The sequence below is a fragment of the Spirochaetota bacterium genome (genome assembly GCA_038043445.1).
GTDB lineage: Bacteria > Spirochaetota > Brachyspiria > Brachyspirales > JACRPF01 > JBBTBY01.
In genome coordinates this window covers 1-17,971 of the sequence record JBBTBY010000078.1, presented here as the reverse complement: position 1 = coordinate 17,971, position 17,971 = coordinate 1, and the positions used below count along the sequence as shown (strand labels likewise).

Annotated in this window: 13 protein-coding genes, 1 tRNA gene and 2 rRNA genes; 8 read left to right on the top strand and 8 right to left on the bottom strand. The window is 56.1% G+C overall.

The window, feature by feature from the left end:
* Positions 1 to 1,161 (top strand): hypothetical protein (locus tag AABZ39_12515; GenBank protein MEK6795594.1); only part of this gene is annotated, 1,161 nt, incomplete at its 5' end.
* Here the strand turns inward: AABZ39_12515 and AABZ39_12510 are convergent.
* Both AABZ39_12510 and AABZ39_12505 read right to left on the bottom strand, forming a co-directional pair.
* On the bottom strand, positions 1,145 to 2,020 hold the full coding sequence (locus AABZ39_12510; GenBank protein ID MEK6795593.1) for a hypothetical protein: 876 nt from the start codon (positions 2,018 to 2,020) through the stop codon (positions 1,145 to 1,147). The genes AABZ39_12515 and AABZ39_12510 overlap by 17 nt on opposite strands.
* Positions 2,013 to 2,906 carry a homocysteine S-methyltransferase family protein gene (locus AABZ39_12505; protein MEK6795592.1) on the bottom strand — a complete coding sequence of 298 codons (894 nt, stop codon included), beginning with the start codon at positions 2,904 to 2,906 and terminating at the stop codon, positions 2,013 to 2,015. The genes AABZ39_12510 and AABZ39_12505 overlap by 8 nt, the downstream gene beginning before the upstream one ends.
* A 99-nt stretch (positions 2,907 to 3,005) precedes the next feature.
* On the opposite strand from AABZ39_12505, the gene AABZ39_12500 reads away from it, so the two are divergent.
* Positions 3,006 to 3,076, top strand: a tRNA-Cys gene (locus AABZ39_12500).
* A gap of 83 nt (positions 3,077 to 3,159) precedes the next feature.
* On the top strand, positions 3,160 to 5,019 hold the full coding sequence (locus AABZ39_12495) for a penicillin-binding transpeptidase domain-containing protein (protein ID MEK6795591.1): 1,860 nt from the start codon (positions 3,160 to 3,162) through the stop codon (positions 5,017 to 5,019).
* A 7-nt stretch (positions 5,020 to 5,026) separates the two neighbouring features.
* Here the strand turns inward: AABZ39_12495 and AABZ39_12490 are convergent, their stop codons facing one another.
* From AABZ39_12490 to AABZ39_12475, 4 genes are all read right to left on the bottom strand, one after another.
* Positions 5,027 to 7,672: a hypothetical protein gene (locus AABZ39_12490; GenBank protein MEK6795590.1), complete on the bottom strand. Its 2,646-nt coding sequence runs from the start codon at positions 7,670 to 7,672 to the stop codon at positions 5,027 to 5,029.
* Positions 7,673 to 7,710: 38 nt separating this feature from the next.
* A complete protein-coding gene (locus AABZ39_12485) occupies positions 7,711 to 8,685 on the bottom strand; it encodes an AraC family transcriptional regulator (GenBank protein ID MEK6795589.1) in 975 nt (324 codons plus the stop codon).
* Positions 8,686 to 8,730: 45 nt separating this feature from the next.
* Positions 8,731 to 9,405, bottom strand: coding sequence for an SGNH/GDSL hydrolase family protein (locus tag AABZ39_12480; protein ID MEK6795588.1), 675 nt, complete (start codon positions 9,403 to 9,405; stop codon positions 8,731 to 8,733).
* A 255-nt stretch (positions 9,406 to 9,660) separates the two neighbouring features.
* Positions 9,661 to 10,413, bottom strand: a complete 753-nt coding sequence (locus AABZ39_12475) for a DUF6498-containing protein (protein MEK6795587.1) — start codon at positions 10,411 to 10,413, stop codon at positions 9,661 to 9,663.
* Positions 10,414 to 10,806: 393 nt separating this feature from the next.
* On the opposite strand from AABZ39_12475, the gene AABZ39_12470 reads away from it, so the two are divergent.
* From AABZ39_12470 to AABZ39_12450, 5 genes are all read left to right on the top strand, one after another.
* A complete protein-coding gene (locus AABZ39_12470; protein ID MEK6795586.1) occupies positions 10,807 to 13,464 on the top strand; it encodes an OmpA family protein in 2,658 nt (885 codons plus the stop codon).
* An 82-nt stretch (positions 13,465 to 13,546) separates the two neighbouring features.
* Positions 13,547 to 14,542 carry a TerC/Alx family metal homeostasis membrane protein gene (locus AABZ39_12465; GenBank protein ID MEK6795585.1) on the top strand — a complete coding sequence of 332 codons (996 nt, stop codon included), beginning with the start codon at positions 13,547 to 13,549 and terminating at the stop codon, positions 14,540 to 14,542.
* Positions 14,535 to 15,011 (top strand): 2-C-methyl-D-erythritol 2,4-cyclodiphosphate synthase, encoded by a 477-nt coding sequence (gene ispF / locus AABZ39_12460; GenBank protein MEK6795584.1) that lies wholly within the window; start codon positions 14,535 to 14,537, stop codon positions 15,009 to 15,011. The genes AABZ39_12465 and ispF overlap by 8 nt, the downstream gene beginning before the upstream one ends.
* A gap of 211 nt (positions 15,012 to 15,222) precedes the next feature.
* Entirely contained in the window at positions 15,223 to 16,113 is an 891-nt protein-coding gene (locus AABZ39_12455) for a hypothetical protein (GenBank protein MEK6795583.1), read from the top strand.
* Between the two features lie 67 nt (positions 16,114 to 16,180).
* Positions 16,181 to 16,825 (top strand): hypothetical protein, encoded by a 645-nt coding sequence (locus AABZ39_12450; protein MEK6795582.1) that lies wholly within the window; start codon positions 16,181 to 16,183, stop codon positions 16,823 to 16,825.
* Between the two features lie 513 nt (positions 16,826 to 17,338).
* Here AABZ39_12450 and rrf read toward each other — a convergent pair.
* Positions 17,339 to 17,455: ribosomal RNA gene (gene rrf / locus AABZ39_12445) — 5S ribosomal RNA — on the bottom strand.
* A gap of 88 nt (positions 17,456 to 17,543) precedes the next feature.
* Positions 17,544 to 17,971, bottom strand: a 23S ribosomal RNA gene (locus AABZ39_12440); the annotation flags it as partial.

Sequence of the window (17,971 nt, the reverse complement as noted above, 5' to 3'; positions counted from 1 at the left end):
AACCGCCTTGCCGCGGTCGCAGGCCTTTCCTATTATCGGGATGCACGAACCGTACGGCTTCTTGCCGAAAAGCTCGCCGATGATTTCATGATAGATGATGCCATACTGCCGATCGCGCAGAAATATCCCGATGTATATGCCCCGGAGCTCATCTCTGTGTACCGCTCAATGAGCGATGCCGGCAAACGACGAGGCCTCATCGGGCACATCGCGTCGCTCAGAACACCGGTGTCATCGAATTTCATAACGTCAGTAGTGCAGGATGCGTCCGATACGAACCGCGCGGAGGCCCTTCGCGAATTGATCAAATATTATCCCGCTGAGATCGGCACGGCGCGCGCGCTCGTGAACGATGCATCGCTCGGCGATACAGCGCTTTCCATACTCCTCAAGAACGGCACATCGAACGATATACCATCCTTCCTCGCAGCGTTCTCCGACCGCGCCCGTTCATCCGCCGCGAAGATACTCGCCTGTCAGGCGGTCATGCGATGGGGCGACGATGCGCTCAAAGCACGCATTATAGGCGCCGCGATCACAAGCCCCGACAACACCCTCGTCGGCGGGGCGCTGCTTTGCGTCAAGGGATATACGAATGCGTCGCTCTATCCGTCGCTCAGCCGCATCGTCCGCATCGGGGAAACATCCGGCATACGGCTTCTCTCCGCGGAAGTTCTTTCTGACTACGACACCCCGGAGACATGGCCGCTCCTTATCACTTCGCTGAAAGAGGAATACTCCGAGGTGCGCACGCCGCTCGCCCTTGATGTGTTCGTATCGGCGATAACGCTCGGCATAACGTCCATCTTCGATAAGATAAGCGCCAGTGCATCCCGCTCGGAGTTCAACGCGCGCAAAGAGCGCATCAATGCGGCTCTCAGAAGAAAGACCGGGGAGAACCTTTCAGGGTATCGCGCATGGCGGGAATGGGCCGTGCTTCGCGGCATGACCGTCGACGGTGCGAACATGTTACAAATGCTCTGGAGCGCGGACCCGGAGCTCCGCGGAAAAGCCCTCGCCGCGGCGATACGTTTTCTCGGATACGCCGACCGGGACGCGTTCGTTCGATCGCTTCAGAAAAAACCGAACGACGAGACCGAGATGCGCACGGCGCTCGCGGCAGCACTTGAAAAGCGCGGTGTGCTTACGGACGAGAAATAAGCCGCCGCGCGAACAGGATCGCGATGAAAAGCATCATGAGTATGGAATACACGGTCTTGAAACGCGGTTCATAGATACCGAGCGCTTTTATCCGTATCACGCCGTTCTGATAGACGCCGTCAAACGAGACCGTCATGTCCTTTTTGAGCGCATACCGTCCGCCGGTATCGAGCGTGAAAAGCTGTCCCATTTCGGTCACCTTCGGCGGAACCTCGGACACCACGCGCGACACGCAGAACTCCACGCGCTTTCCTTCATACGCCTTCGGGTCATCAAAGAAACGCAGATAATGATATTCGGAATTGAGCACGGCCGTACGTGTGAGGAGTATCATGCCGAGCGTGAGCGCGGTGACCGAAACGGCGGCGGCGATGCGCTTCAAGGAAAATGTGAATAGCGGCTCATAGCGCTGCGAGCGCCAGATGATGATGAGGAGCGGCGCAAGAACGGCGGGAAGTATATAGAGCACCGGCGAATTGAACGGTATGAACGCAGGTGTAATGTTGCCGAGAAAGAACGGATAGCCGAGCATGGGGTAGGTGGCATAATGCGCCACGAATGAATCGACGATGAGATGTGTAACGGAGAATGCGGCGAGCATGCCCCAGGAGACAAGGACGTTCCTGGTGAAAAGTGCGATAGCGAGTGACACCAGTATCATCGTGAACGGCGAATGATACGGCGTTGACAGGAGCAGGAAATCGCGCGCGGGGAGATCGAACATGTCGAGGAATACTATGCGCGGCGGCATGAGCATATCCGGAAGCACGGCGCCGAGGAGCGCAAGTCGATAGTCGGCCTTCCTATCCGTTCGCTTGAGGACGATGGCGGTTGCCGCGTGAGTGATCCAATCAGGCACGGTAATCCTTAACCGCTTTCTTCATCGCACGGATGTGCGCCGGTGTCGTCCCGCAGCAGCCGCCGACGATGTTCGCACCCGCCTTGAGGAGCGCGGGTATCTGCGAGGCCATTTCTTCGGGCGTTTCGGGGAACACATCCACGCCGTTCACGTTCTTCGGGAGACCGGCGTTCGCATGAACGAGTACGGGCGTTGCCGTATCGACCGTGCGCATTTCGGTAACGACATCGATCATACCGCGTATCCCGTTGCCGCAGTTGGTGCCGATGATGTCAGCGCCGGCAGCAACGAGCTCTCGCGCCGCGTCCGCAGGGGAGACACCCATCATGGTGCGATATTCGCCCTTCGGCGTCTTCTCGAAGGTGAACGTACATATCACTTCGCACTTCGTGTTCTCTTTCGCCGCGCGTATCGCTATTTTCGCTTCATCGAGGTCGCTCATCGTCTCGATGCAGAGCGCGTCCGCGCCGCCTTTTTCGAGCGCTATCGACTGAGCCTTGAAGGCGTTGTAGAGATCGTCCTCGGTCACTTCGCCGGTCATGAGTATCTTGCCGGTAGGCCCCACGGAGGCTATCACCCATTTCTCACCTGCCGCCTCGCGCGACAGCTTTGCCGCGGCCATATTGAACGATTCGACCTTGTCACCATGACCGAAATGCGTGAGCTTGAACGATGTGCCGCCGAAACTGCAGCTTTCTATCATATCCGCGCCGGCATCGATATATGACTTGCCGATATCGCGCACGTCCGCGGGTCGGTCGACGCACCACGCCTCCGGGCAGTCACCAGGCTTCATCCCTTTCTTCTGAAGGAATGTCCCCCATGCTCCGTCGGACACGAGAATACGGCCTTTTTTGACCGCTTCGGTTATTCGCTCTTTCGCCATCGTAAGCTCCTTGGGCGATAACTATACGTTTTCATCATTCATTTGTCAAATCAAACCTTGACTTTTACCGGTAAAATTATATATTCTCGTACATTCAAGGGCGACGTAGCCAAATGGTAAGGCCGAAGTCTGCAAAACTTCCATCATCGGTTCGATTCCGATCGTCGCCTCATAGACCGTCCTCTGTACCTGTCGAAGATATGAAACCATTCACGATAGTATCCGTGCGGCATACGTCCCGGGCGTCGGCAGTATGACGAAAGAGCAGAAGATAGCCCTTGTCACGGTGCTCCTCGCTGCGTTCGGCAGCATCGTCGTGTTCCGCATGTTCTTCCTCGCCATACGCACATCGTCGTTCACGCCCGTCTCACAGAACGATGTCCGCGGCGATATCTATGACGTCAACGGCCGAAGGCTTACCGAGAACACGCCGGTATTCACGCTCGCCGTCGATAAGAACAGCCTCTCCGCAGAAACGCTCGCGGCAACGGTGCATGCGTTATCATCGCTCACCGGCATGCGCACACGCGATGTCGCGATAAAGCTCCGCGACGAACGGCGTTTTTCCGTCATCCGCCGCAAAGTGACATCCGCTGTCCGTGATGCCGTACTTGCAGCGCAGAAGACCGGTGCGATGAAGGGCGTGTATTTCATCCCGGAGCGCCGCCGCACCTACCCGTTCTCCGATGTGTTCGCCCATCTCATCGGCTTCACCGATATCGACAATCGCGGCATCGAAGGTATTGAGTTCGCGTACGACGAAGAGCTCGCACCGGCACCGGTATTGAAGCGCCGCAACGTAATGCTCACCGTCAACGCCGATATACAGGACGCCGTGCATCGCGAGATAAAAGCCGCCATGGCATTGACGAAAAGCGATGCGGCCGTCGTCATCGTGCAGAACGTGAACAACGGCGACATACTCGCTTCGGTATCCTATCCCTATTTCGACCCGAACGAACCGGGGCGCTATTCCCCCATGACGCTGCGCAATCGCGCGTTCATGAACATCATCGAGCCGGGGTCGACGTTCAAGATGCTCGCCGCCGCGTTCGCGCTTTCGCACAACATCGTCTCCGCGAACGAGACGTTCCTCTGCACGGGGGTGTACACCTATCCCGACGGGCAGAAGATAAAATGCCATGAAAAGCACGGGCGGGTGAGCTTCGAGGACGTCATCAAGAGATCCTGCAATGTGGGGATAATAACCGTCGCCGAGCGTTTCAAGAAAGCCGAATTCCATGATTTCCTTACAACGTTCCGCTTCGGCGAAAAGACCGGCATCGCCCGTGTATCGGAACAGGCGGGGATACTGCGGCCGCCGCGTTCATGGTCGCTCTACTCGCGCGGATATATCGCCATAGGCCAGGAGATAGGCGTTACGCCATTACAGCTCATCGGCGCCTACAGCGCGCTCGTCAACGGCGGCACATATCACACCCCGCGTCTTGTCTCATCGATAGTCGACGAAGAGCGACGTGTCGTTTCCTCCATGGACCCATCGGGAGAGCGAGTGCTCGATGCTGCCGTCGCCGAACGGATAAAACTGCTCCTGCGCAAGAGCGTCGAGTCCGGGAGCACCGGCGAACTGGCAAGCTTGAAGGACGTGGCCGTCATCGGAAAGACAGGCACATCGCAGATAGCGAACCTGCGCTCCGGCGGCTATCTCGATGATGCGTATAATTCGATATTCGTCGGGGCCTTCCCCCTCGATGCACCGCGCGTATCCATGCTCGTGCTCCTCAATAAACCGAAAGGGGCGCACACGGGCGGCCGCGTGGCGGCACCGCTCTTCAAACGCATCGCCATCGCGATACTCCCGCTCCTTAACATCTACCCCGATACCGCCGTGACCGTTTCCCGTGCCTCGCTCACGGACCTCGCGTCGTTCGTGCGCTCGGAGGAACATATTTCCGGCGGCGGCACGGCAATGCCGATGGTGATCGGTCTATCGCTCCGTGAGGCGCTCATCCGCATACGATCGGTGACGGCGAGCAATGAGAACGGCATATCGGTGAGCGGTGAGGGATATGTCCTCTCGCAGGAACCACCCGCGGGGGAGACGGTGCGCTTCGGGAGCGTCGTGCGCCTGCGACTATCGGGGCCGAAATAGATCAGCACTACTTCGCTTCTATAATGTACACGAGCGTGCCGTACTTCGGATCACCGGTGAACGATATTGTCTGTCCGCTGCGGAGCACAGGAACAGCAGCTGTCACGCCGCCGTTCTGAAGCGCCGATACCGATGCGCCGGTAACGCCGGCATCGAGCGTAAGCGAAACAGCGCCGGCAACGCATTCAATATATTCCGCCTGCACAGGAGCGGTCGTCCTCGTCGTCATCTTGATGCCGTGACTATCGCCCGTACCGACGGCAGCTTTCGTATCATAGTTGAGATACTCAAGCCCGCTGTATCTGTTCTTCCCCGAAAGCGTTACGATATGCGTGCCGCGTGCACCGACGGTACCGTTCTTATTGAACATACTGAACATGAAATACCCCCCCTCCGTCGACACGCCCGAAAGGGACACATTCCCGAGCGTATACCGCGCTTCGGGCGATGACCAGCCGATATAGAGCTTCGCCGCGCGGTCGGAGAGCAGCACATGATTCGCCCTCACATTATTGGAAATGAGCGTCCATTCGACGCGGGGGTCGGGTCGAAGCGCAAGCGAGCGCATCGCCTCCGTCGGCTCAAGAACATCTTTCCCGAGCACGACGGAAAAGCGGCCGCCGGTGTATGCGGTCACCGGCAGGCGCGCCGCATACGGGTTCGGATAGCTCGGATTGAGAATGCCGCCGGTGAGAAGCGCATCATGTGTGATACCGAGCGTAACTTCATTGGCGAATGGCGCTACCGCCCCGGAACGGATAAGATGCGCGGTCAGCGGCATGACATGCGATTTCACGAAATGATTATAGTAGGTGAAAAATCCGGGCACCTCGAGATTCGCGAGCGTCGAGAGAAAGCAGAAAAAGAACACACCGTCAAGATCATGGAGCGCCGTCATGAGCCCTGCGAACGGACCGGTCTCCCCCGCATAATCGCTCGGGAACGGATGATCGTACTCGCTCACCACGAACGGCATCCCCTGCACGCGGTAGGGAAGCATCTTTGAAGGACTTATCGACTCCCCGCCCGACGGCGGCACCATCGAAAAGCTCGGTACATAATAATTCTTCGCGTCCCATCCGGAGCCCGGGAATGCGGGGTGCTGCCAGTAGGTATGGATGTCGACATAATCGTATACATCGGCCATGTCGGTGAATGTATAATCGAGCTGCGTACCGGTGATGGGAGCTTTGATGCCGACGGAACGCGCATGGTCGCGCATCGCCTTCCAGTACTTCTTCTCAAGCGCGTGCACGAATTCCATGAGGTCGCGCTGCGCTGCAGCAGGATAGCTTGAAAGATTGCCCATAGAGGGGAGCGGTACTGCATCGAATGAAGCGGCACCCCCAAGCGCATCGACGGCATGCGATCCCTCCTCTATCGTCACTGCCGAAATGAGAAAGCGATCGGCCCCTTCGAAATCGCGAATCGTGATGCGTCCGTAATTCGGTTCCGCGGTCTTCGTATCGACGGTAGCGATGAACCCGACAGAGTACGACTTCATCTCCGAAGAATCGACCTTAACCTTCGCAACAAGGCCGATATACCCCCACGGCGGACCCTGGCGCATGGCATTGATGCCAAAGGCAGCCCCCTTCTCCGCTTTAAGCGTAACGGTCACCGTGTAGGCCTTACCCTTCTCGAAGGCAAGACCGGTCTTGAGGATATTGAAAAAGCCCTTCTTCTCCTGCGTCGAAAGCCGTATGTCGACCCCGTCGTCGGTGAACGATATCGTCCCCTTCGCCGGATCGGTGATCTCAGGCTGCCATGAATTCTCTTTCGAGAGCGGCATGATGCCGTCAAGTGCCGTTCGAGCTCCGTCACCGCGCTTCCCCCACAGAGCAGCGAACGCATCGAAGGAGTCGTATCGCGCTTTCAGGAATCCGGCAAAGCGGCCGCGGAGCACGGTCATGATCGGTTCCGGGAGCTCATTGAGCATTCGGCCGGCGATCATCTCCCGGTAGAACGCGTTCTCGTTGTTGATCTCCACGAGCGCGAACTGCGGATCATCGCGATACGCGAGCTTCGTGTATGGATTGACATGCGAAAAGAATTTCGTCGTGAACTCCTTCTGCATATCGATAAGTTCGGGCATGAAGTTATCGATGCCCTTGCAATAGAGCGACTTCGGCATGAGCGTCTTCCATTTATATTTCGGGGTATCCGGATAGACGCGGTTGAAGTGCAGATCGAAGCAGAGATAGATGCCGCGCTTTTTGAGCTGCCAGAAGAAGTAGTCGAGCTTCTCCATCTGATCGGGATCGAACGCTTCCTGGGTCGCCGCATACTTACCCCATATGTTCCAGCCCGCGTTGCCGCTCACATTGTCTATGCTCACCACGCGCAGCGCATTGACGCCCTGCCGCGCAAGATGCTCCGCCATCTGTTCAGCGAGTTCATGCGTCGGGAACATCGCATTGAAGGCGAGGTTCTGTCCGCAGAATCGTATCCGCCCCGCTTTGGTGTAGAAATGGCCGTCCTTCACGGCGACGAAGCCGCTCTTATCGATGTCGTAATCATTGAGCTGTTTCATATCAAAGGCGCTCCCCGACGGCGGAAATGAGAGCGATGCCTTCCACGGCGAGAACGATGCGGGGAGATCGGCGGCGGCAAGCATGCCGCTCATCGTCAAAAGTACGGCGTATCTACGCATGGTGTTCTCCTCGTTCAGAATTGCACGAACAGTATACGTCAGATGCGCCTGCTGCGTCCAGGTACGGATTTCCTATCGACTTGTACGCCATTCTTATTCCGAAACGCAGCAACACTCTCCCCCGCTTCGCGTTTCAGCGTACGATGCATATGGCTTTCGTCGTAGAACCCGAGATCGGAGGCGATGTGCGACACGGGAAGCGACGTGCTGCGGAGCATCGACTTCGCACGTGAGATCCGTAACGTCATGATATACTTCCCTACCGGCATACCGATCTCTTCACCGAAACGTTTATAGAAATGGCTCTTGCTCAATCCCGTCGATGCTATCGCCGCTGCGACATCGGGTGTGCGCACGTTCATGCGCAGATGATACAGCGCGGGAGCGATGGCGCTCTCCTTCGCCGAGGAGGCCGCCGTCCGCCGGCCATGTTCTGAAACGATATGCTCAAGAAGCGAACGGGTGTGGGCAATGACGGCATCATCCGATGCGCCGGTATTGTACGCATGAAGGAGCCCGCACCAGCTTCGCGCAATGCGATCCGCCGCGTTATCATCAAGCGCGACCGCATTGACCGCCTTGTTCCGGAAGAACGGTTCGGTGAGCGAGAACGCCCGGAACATGCCGTTGGACATCGACAGGCTCAGCCCCGATTCGATGACGGACGGGAGCATGGCGAGTATGAGCTTCTCGACACGCCGCGTGCGGAACGATTCTGCATGCTCCTGCAGATGATTGATGAAGAGAAGCGTACCCGGCGTAAGCGGCGTTTCACGTTTATCGATGCATGCTGTTCCCGTACCGCTCAGGATAAGGGATATTTCCAGGAATCGATGATGATGCGCGGATATATTCGGCATGTTGCGATAGAGATTATAGATGGGGAGCACCGCCGGCCCATCGCTTGGCGTGAATTCATAGGTGTTGTCGCGGTCCACGATGCGTTCATGCCATGAGAGCGATCTCTCTTTCGGATAGAGCACATATGGCGATAGAAGCGATGCCGTTCTCATATCATATCAGCCGCGCACGCGCGGTATTACGCCTCGCCGTATCATTCAGCGTTTTCCCGCAAGCCGCTCCCACTCGAAGCCGATGCCGGTAAGAAAAGCGCTCGCAATGATCATATAGCCGACATGATTGGGATGTATCCTGTCCCATGCTATCGACGCAGAATGCATATGCATGCACATACGATCAAAGGCCGCCTGCGTATCGACGAATATCGCCTGGTATCGCGATGCGATGTCGCGCACAACGGCGCCGTATTCGTCCATGCGGCTCCTCATGGCGTCGGTGCGGTTCGTTTCCATGAAATAGGGCGTCATCATCACCAGGCCGTCGAGGAGCGGACGCGTGTCGCGTACGAGGTGTTCGAGCGTGTTCGCATATTCCTCAACGCTCACCGCGCGGTCCTGTCCGCGGAAGCTGTCGAATTGCCGCCACACGTCGTTGATGCCTATCATGATGGAAAGCCAGTCAGGTTTGAGATCGATGACGTCCGCCTGCCAGCGCGCCGCAAGATCGCGCACGGTATTCCCGGACGTACCGCGATTCGTGACGCGTATCGCACGTTCCGGATATGCCGTCATGAGGAGCGCATCCACCTGCGCCACATAGCCGCCCCAGCCGCGGCCGATGCCTTCGTGCATGCTCTCGCCTGCGGGCGTTCTCCCGTGATCGGTGACCGAATCGCCTATCATGACAAGGCGTGCATGGGGCTGTATCTTCATGATAGACCTCTCAACGCGGAATACGTTCTGAGGGGGAGTATATATCGTCACGCAGGTATTTCAAATGGGCGGGAGTAAAAGCAGCACAAGATAGAAAATAACGAAACACGCGAAAAGCACGAGAGGGTTAATCGGCGTTCATCTGCGGTCAATCTTTTTACTCTTATTCTTCTTCGCATCTTCGCGCCTTCGCGTGAGTTCCTCTTCCCTTATTCCGGTTCTCTACGCCGAACGAAATCGAATACGATAAACATCCTATTTCTTGACATCGTTCGCGGCGACCTTTATCGGCTGTGACTTGTACCAGCGTATGAGCGCCGGTATGCCGTATTCCGCCCCCATCTTCACCGCGGCGGCGAACAGGAGCACGGTGACATCCGAAGCGATACTGGATATCATATCGAACGGCCCCCTGAATATCATGAACGCAAAGAGCAGGAAGATATTGAGAAATACCCAGAATAGAATACCGGGGAATATCGCAGCGATGATAAGCATGAACTGCACGAGCGGCGAGAAGACGTGCAGGGTAATGTCCGGCGGGGCGCCGTTCTCCCGCCTGCGTATCACCTCATCGCGCAGGTACGATATCAGTCTGCCGATGAAAAGAAGCCCGGCACTGACGGCGATAAAGACAAAGCTCGAAATATCGGCTTTCGATATCCCTTGAAATACGCTGAAGAGAATAAAGTAGAAGAGCACGCTGAAGGCGAGTATTGAAAGCGCCTGCCTGCGTTTATCGTTCACTGACGGATTTCCATCGGGGATGAAGCTGAACACCGAAAAATCCTTAAGCGTGCACAATCGAATGACGGTAAGTACTCCGGCGATGACACAATCGCACCAGAACGCCCACAGCACGGACATCGCGCTGGGATGGAATACGATTATCCCGGCAAGCACGATGAGCACGTTCGCCCCGGCGGACATCCATAGGGATGCGTTTCGCGGCGGCGACCCGAAAGCGATTCTTTCGGTAAAGCCCTTGAACGTCATTTTACTATCCATCCGACCGCATTACCCCCGCCATTCACTATCCGTTCATTGAGATGGCCCATATGATGCTGAATATGCCGCAACACCGACTCCTTCATGACGCACCTCACGATCGTACCGGCAGGATGATACATCCGAAAGACAGAATTCTCAAATCCGTATACGATGTGGCTATTATTTTTTCTGCCCGTCTGCACCGCGCTCATGCGCCTCAGTGAGCGAAACTTTTTTGCAGGTATAGCGCACGGGGTCTTGACCCCGTGTACAGCATGTATGATAAAACAAACACGGGGTTAAAACCCCGTGCTCTTTTATATGGCGGCATATATTACCTGCAATAGCAAGTCACACACGTACACCCCACCCCCGCTGGAATTTGCTGCACGAACAATATATACTGCTCATATGAGAAAATACAGTATACGGACCGCTCTCCTCACCCTGGCCGTCGTCATCCCGCTCAGCGCGGAAATGAAGCGCATCCCCGGCGGCGATCTCATCGATTTCATCGTCCCGTTCTCGGCGCACTACACGCTCTCCTCATCGCCCACGCCCTTCTCGTATTGGCATAACCCCGCGCTCATCGCCGAGGGCTCGCTCATCGCCGTCGAAGGCATGTATACGTTCGTCGGCTCCGACAGTGCCGGAACGGTCGGCGCCGTCATACCGACGCGCGCGGGTTCGCTCTTCGCGGCGTTCCGCTATTGCCGTACCGGCGGCGCACTCGGGGCGGGGCTCGGGGAGCTCAACGGCGCTACCGTCGGTTTCGCGAAACATTTCGGGCCCATGCTCTCCCTCGGCGCAGGGCTCACCTTCCTCTCCGCACGCTATACGCCGATAACCGATTTCGGTCTTGCCGGCGATCTCGGCATGGTGCTCAGAACGAAAGGCTCGATAACCATCGCGAAGGATATCGCCTTCGGCCTTGCGCTCGAGAATTTCGGCAAACAGATCACCTACGGTCAGACCAACTACGACGCCTTCCCCGCCTGGGACATCAAATTCTCCCTGAGCGGCGAAAGCCCGGTGGCCGATTTCCTTTCCTTCAACAGCGGCATCGATGTGAAGTATTATCCATTATCCCTGTCGCAGTTCTCCTTTGTAGTGAAGACCGAAGCGGTCATACTGAGCAATTTCTTCATCGCCGCCGGCCTCATACTTAACGAAAAGGATGTCGACATATGGCATATCGGCGCCGGTGCCGGTTTCACGCTCCCGACGATGACGATCAAAGCACGCTATGCGCTGACACCGCGCTTGTACACGAACGGCGCGAGGGATCTTGTCCACTCGGTAGCGCTCATCGTCGGCTTCGGGCAGGAGGACAGCACGCCGCCCGAACTTTCGTATGCGAGAACGGCTGCCGTATACTTCTCGCCCGGCAATACGGGCGCCATGGAAACCTTCGTCGTCACACCGGTCATTCGCGACGCATCGCCCCTATCGGGGTGGCAGCTTATCATCAAGAACGCGGATGGGGAGATAGTGCGCACGTTCGAGGAGGTGGAGGACAGGCTCACCGAATTCGACGGGGATAAATTCCTGCGTATGCTCGTAAGCGAACGCATGTCGGTCGATGCCCCGGCGTCCATCGAATGGGACGGCACGGACACGAACGGGATCACCGTTCCCGACGGGCGATATACGTATGTCATGCGCGCCAAGGACGAAGGCGGGAAGACGGGATGGTCGGCGGTCAATACGGTCACCGTCGATGCAAGCGCCCCGCGCATTACGGTGGACGCTCCGGCGAACGCGGTCATGTCCTCACGTGCACCGCTCTCGTTCAGCAATCATGTCGATGAGCTCTATCTCTCCGAGGTCACCTCCGAGATACGCGACAACAATGGCGTGCAGATACGCATGCAGCGCGACACCACGCGCGAGAGCATTCTGACGCTGGCCCCCGGCTCGCTCCCCTCCGGCGTATACTCGTATACGGTGCGCGCCGCGGACAGCGCATCGAACAGCGCCGTGTTCGGCCCCGTGCGCTTCGAGGTCGATAATGGCGATATGCGGCTTTCCGTCATACCGGAAAAACGCGGCTTTTCCCCCGCCATCGATTCGCTCACCTTCCACGCGCGTCCGACGCCCTCATCGAGCGTGCAGAAGGCGCTTTTCACCGCCGAGAACGAAAGCAGGAACGTCGTCTTCAGCTTTGCCACGAACACGTTCCCGTCATCGATAGTCTGGGGAAAGGAACAGCCGCGATCGTCCGACCTCCTTTTCCTTCCGGAGGGCAGATCGCTGATAACCGGGGGGCTGCCGAACGACGGCGTATATGCCGCGGTACTTTCCGTTACGCTCGAGAACGGGCTTACCATCACCTCCCCAACGGTATCGTTCATCGTGGATTCCACGCCGCCGGCGATCGATCTTGCCGTCCCGAACATCCGTTTCTCCCCGGACGCCGACGGCATAAACGACACGCTTCCCCTGCGCATCAAAGTGTCCGACAAGAACGCTATCGCGCGTTGGGAGATCGTCATTACCGAAACACGCGGGGAGACGAATGCGCCGTTCAAGCGTTTCTCGGGTCGTTCGGCCGTCGACAAGACGATAGTCTGGACGGGACGCTCCGATACCGGCGAGCTTGTCGAAAGCGCCAATGATTATTCGATAGTGCTCGTCGCAATGGATGAATTCGGGAATACGAGCCGCACTCGGGCGAGCATCATCACCACGGATATCCTCGTGGTAAAGACCGCGCGCGGCTATAAAATGAAGGTGTCGAACATCGAATTCGATACCGGGAAGGATACGCTCACGAAACGCTCACGCGCCCTCCTTGACCGGGTCGCCGAAATATTGGGCCGCTATTCACGGTATGCGGTCTCCATAGAAGGACATACGGACAATGTCGGCGGCAGGGACTATAATCAGAAGCTTTCGGACCGCCGCTCCGAGCGCGTACGCGATCACCTGTCATCACGGGGCGTCGATGCGAAACGTCTTACTGCGCATGGGAACGGCGAAACGAGCCCCGCCTATTCCAATAATGACGAGTGGGGGCGCGCACGCAACCGACGAGTGGAGTTCCTCCTCGAACGGAACAGCCGCTGATACAGCAATTCCTTTCGCGATATTGCCTTGACAAAGACCGTTCCGGGATATAGCATACACGCACTGTACTTCGAGGAGCATCATGAGCGTTACATTCTCTTTTTGGGCTGCATTCATCGCAATATTCGTCGTCGTCTTCATCATTGACATCCTTGTCAATGCCCGTAATGCACATATTATCAGCATCCGCACCTCGCTGCTCTGGACAGCGATCTGGATCTTTACCGCGCTCATCTACGGGCTCGCGATATATCTCTGGTACCCCGAAGGTCATATGAAAGCACCGCTGTACATTGCGGGATTCCTGACCGAAAAATCGCTGTCGATCGATAATTTATTCGTCTTTATCATGATATTCTCGATAATGGGCGTTCCGCAGAAAAATCAGGCCAAGATCCTGAAGATCGGCATCCTCTTGTCGATACTGTTCCGGCTCATATTCATTGTATTCGGGATCGCGCTCATCGAACGCTTTCACTGGATACTGTACATCTTCGGCATCATACTGCTCTGGACCGCTTACAAGATGGCCTTTACCGATCATGACGAAGAGGTGCACCCCGAGAAGAACATCCTTTACCGGATGTTCTCAAAACTCTTCCCCATCGACCACGACAAAGAGACAGCCCGATTCTTCACGGTCAAAAAAGGCATTTTGCATGTAACACCGATACTGCTCGTTGTTGTGCTGATCGGCAGCACTGACATCATGTTCGCCATCGATTCCATCCCCGCGATCATGGGCATATCGAGGGACCCCTTCATTGTCATCACCTCGAACGTCTTCTCGCTGCTCGGTCTGGTCTCTCTCTTCTTCGCCATCAAAGGCGTCATGTCTTATTTCCATTATCTAAAACACGGTGTCAGTCTGATCCTGTTCTTCATCGGCGCAAAGATGCTCGCCGGTATATATCACCCCATAGAGGAATGGTTCAAAACGTATTCGTGGGTATCGCTCGCGGTTATCGCCTCGATTATCGCCGGGTCGATACTTCTTTCGGTCATTCTGAAGCCGTCACCGAATACAGCGCGTGTACCGGCTGCGACAAAGCGCAAAAGCCGCCGGCGTCATGTATAGGATCGGCTCAGGCTACGATTCGCATCGCTTTATCGAGGGTCGTCCCCTCATTCTCGGCGGTGTTACCATACCCAGCGATCGCGGGCTTGACGGCCACTCCGATGCGGATGCGCTTCTTCATGCTGTCATCGATGCCCTCCTGGGAGCCATGGGTGAGAACGATATCGGCACGCTTTTTCCGGATACCGACCCATCCCTCAAAGGGATATCCTCGATGGTGCTGCTTGCCCGCGTCATCGAGCGTATGCGCATGAAGGGGTTCGCCCTTGTCAATATCGATGCGACGGTGGTCTGCGAAAAGCCAAGGCTCAAGGACTTCATCCCCGAGATACGAAGTACCATAGCACGGGCGTTCGGCAGGTCGACCGCGGATGTCACCGTAAAGGCGAAATCGAACGAACAGATGGATGATGTCGGGAGCGGTGCCGGCGTCATGGTATTCGCCGTCGCCTGCCTCAGCAAGGGGTAACGCGCACCGACCGTTATGAACTGAATACATGCATCGGGCGGGGAAACGCAGTATGGGTAAAAGTTCACGCGAAGTCGCGAAGACGCGACGAGATACAACCCCGGAATCACCGTCATATTCGCAGAAATGTTCATGTGCGGATTTGCGTCGCGGCTTGAGCGCGCTCCTCATCCTCATAGGCTCTACCGGCTGCGCACTGCAAAGACTTCCATTGATACGATCGGAAAATACGCTCCCTGTCGCGGCATCCATCGAGGCGAACGCCATTGCCCCGAACGACCGCATCACGCTCATCTACAAGCTTCATATCGACTTTTCCCCGCGCGGGTACAGCGCCGTCGCTGTCGTATCACCGGCAGCCGACCCGGATGAAAAAGCATATCCCTGCGCGAACGACCTCATTGATAACGATATCGTACCGCTCGGACGCAGCCGTTCGCTTCAGGGGATATTCGGCGCACGCGGGATAGTGACAGCCCTCACCGGTGACGGCGAACGCATCGATCTTGTCTATGACGAGAGCGATCGCCTTATTTCACGCATCCATCGTACTTCCGGAAAAACGATGCTCACGGTGAACTTCACGTATGATGACAAAGGCCGCGTACTTTCATCAACACGGGTCGCCGGGAATTCATCGGAGCGCATATCGGTACGATACGCCGCCATCGATGCCGTACCGTACCGGGAAATGACGCGGCAGTATATACCGCTTCCAATGCCATGGCACGCTTGCGATGCCCCCGAGACGATAACATCGGGTGCGGAGGCATCCAAGAGTATCACATCGTTGCGCTATAACGGCCTCAAAGCAGAGGCGATTACGGTCGATGCGTCCGGAAAGGAAAAAGCATCCGTATATTACACGTTCGACGCAACGGGCGTCATCATCGAACAGAAGTCATATCTTACGGACGCGGAATACCTCGCTGTCTCCACTGCCGCAGCCGGGAAAACCGTAAAGACCGAGCACTACCGCAACGGAGCCATGACGCATTATGTAACGATGGCCTATGCCGGCGGCGATAGGACACTCGAACGCGTATGCACGCCGGAAGGCCGCCCCATCATCGAGCGGCGATTCGTCATTACTCGGCGGTAGGAACGCGCCCCTTCGCATTCGATAAAAAACTCCACAAAACGCCTTTCTTGGCCGATAATAGCACTGTATGATATATCGACTTTTCAGGCCCCTTCTGCGCGCAGGCATGGCCGCCGCAATGCTCTGTGCAGCAGCGACCGCACTTTCGGCGCGCACCGACATGAAGCGCGAGCCGTTCATCATCGATAAGGACTACGGTCCTATCGTGTACGCCGAGGACTTTTATCGGCTCTACTCGCTGCCCCAGTACTACAACGAGGAGAACCTCCTCGTCAACATCGCGTTCCTCAAACGCGCACTCGATGCACCGTTCGATTTCGTCAATCGCGCGCTGTGCATCATCGAGAACGAGCGTCAGTATGAAAGATACAAGGCGCTCATGCGCATGCAGTTCTGTTATCTGATAACGCAGAACCTCATCTATCTCGCGGGATTGTACGACAAGGAACATTATTTCTTCTATAACGCGCAGTTCAAGGACGATATATCGAACAGCCTTCACTTCGCCCGCTTCTACTACCTCGAAGCGGATAAATGGTGGCAGAGCACAGTGTCATATGCTGTGGCCGTGTCAAAGAATTCGGAGCGTCTCGGACTTGATGTGCTCGTCGACAGGGCGCGAAAAATACGCTATGGTGATATCGATTACGCAAAGACGATAAAACGGCGGATCCCGAAGATCGATGCGATGCTCGCTGAAATGCAGAAATAGTATCACCGTACATTAAAAAACAGTATACGGGTGGGGGCCTCTCCCACCTCGACAAGCTCGGGGCGACGGCTCAGGAACCGCGTGACCCCGCCTGCCGTATTGTATGCATGTTGTGTCAATAAATAAAAAAACCCTTGGAAAAGCTGTCTGGCAGGCCGCATAGGACTTTGGTTGGATATATACAGAAAGGGGTGTGAATAGAGGTTTGTAGGGGTTGCCTACGCGGTGATTGCGAAACCAGTGCGCTGTGAAGGTATTATGTTGGAGGGAAATACCACGGAAAGCACAGAATGCCTTCCGTACAACGCCCTTTTTTACTCTTCCAAGGGATAATGGCGTTTTTACCATACCCCGTAAGGGGTGTCAAAGATCACTGTATTACAAGTTCAGTATACAAAATATAGCCCAAAAGTCAAGCATAGCCTGATTACAGCGTAACCATTGCCCAAAAGACAGCCGCTCATAAAAAAAGGGATGCCCCCTTTGCGCTTGTAACGCAAAGGGGGCAATAAAACCCGGCAACGTTCTACTCTCCCGTACGGCTTCCCGTACAGTACCATCAACGATGAGAGGCTTAACTGCCGTGTTCGGTATGGGAACGGGTGTTGCCCTCTCTCCATGGCCACCGGGCTTATGGAACAAAGGTAATAAATTAAAGAACGCTCCGTTCTTTAACTAGTTAATCAGAGCAGTACGCATTGATAAAGAGAATGATAATATGGTCAAGTCGGTCGGCGAATTAGTAATGCTCGGCTAAACGCATTGCTGCGCGTACACCTGCATCCTATCGACGTCGTAGTCTCCAACGTGCCTGATGGGGGGAACTAATCTCGAGGTGGGTTTCCCACTTAGATGCTTTCAGCGGTTATCCCGTCCGCACATGGCTACCCAGCGATGCCCCTGGTGGAACAACTGGTGCACTAGAGGTGCGTTCACTCCGGTCCTCTCGTACTAAGAGCAAAGCCTCACAATTCCCCAGCGCTTGCGATGGATAAGGACCAAACTGTCTCACGACGTTTTGAACCCAGCTCACGTACCGCTTTAATTGGCGAACAGCCAAACCCTTGGGACCTGCTCCAGCCCCAGGATGCGATGAGCCGACATCGAGGTGCCAAACCTCCCCGTCGATATGAACTCTTGGGGGAG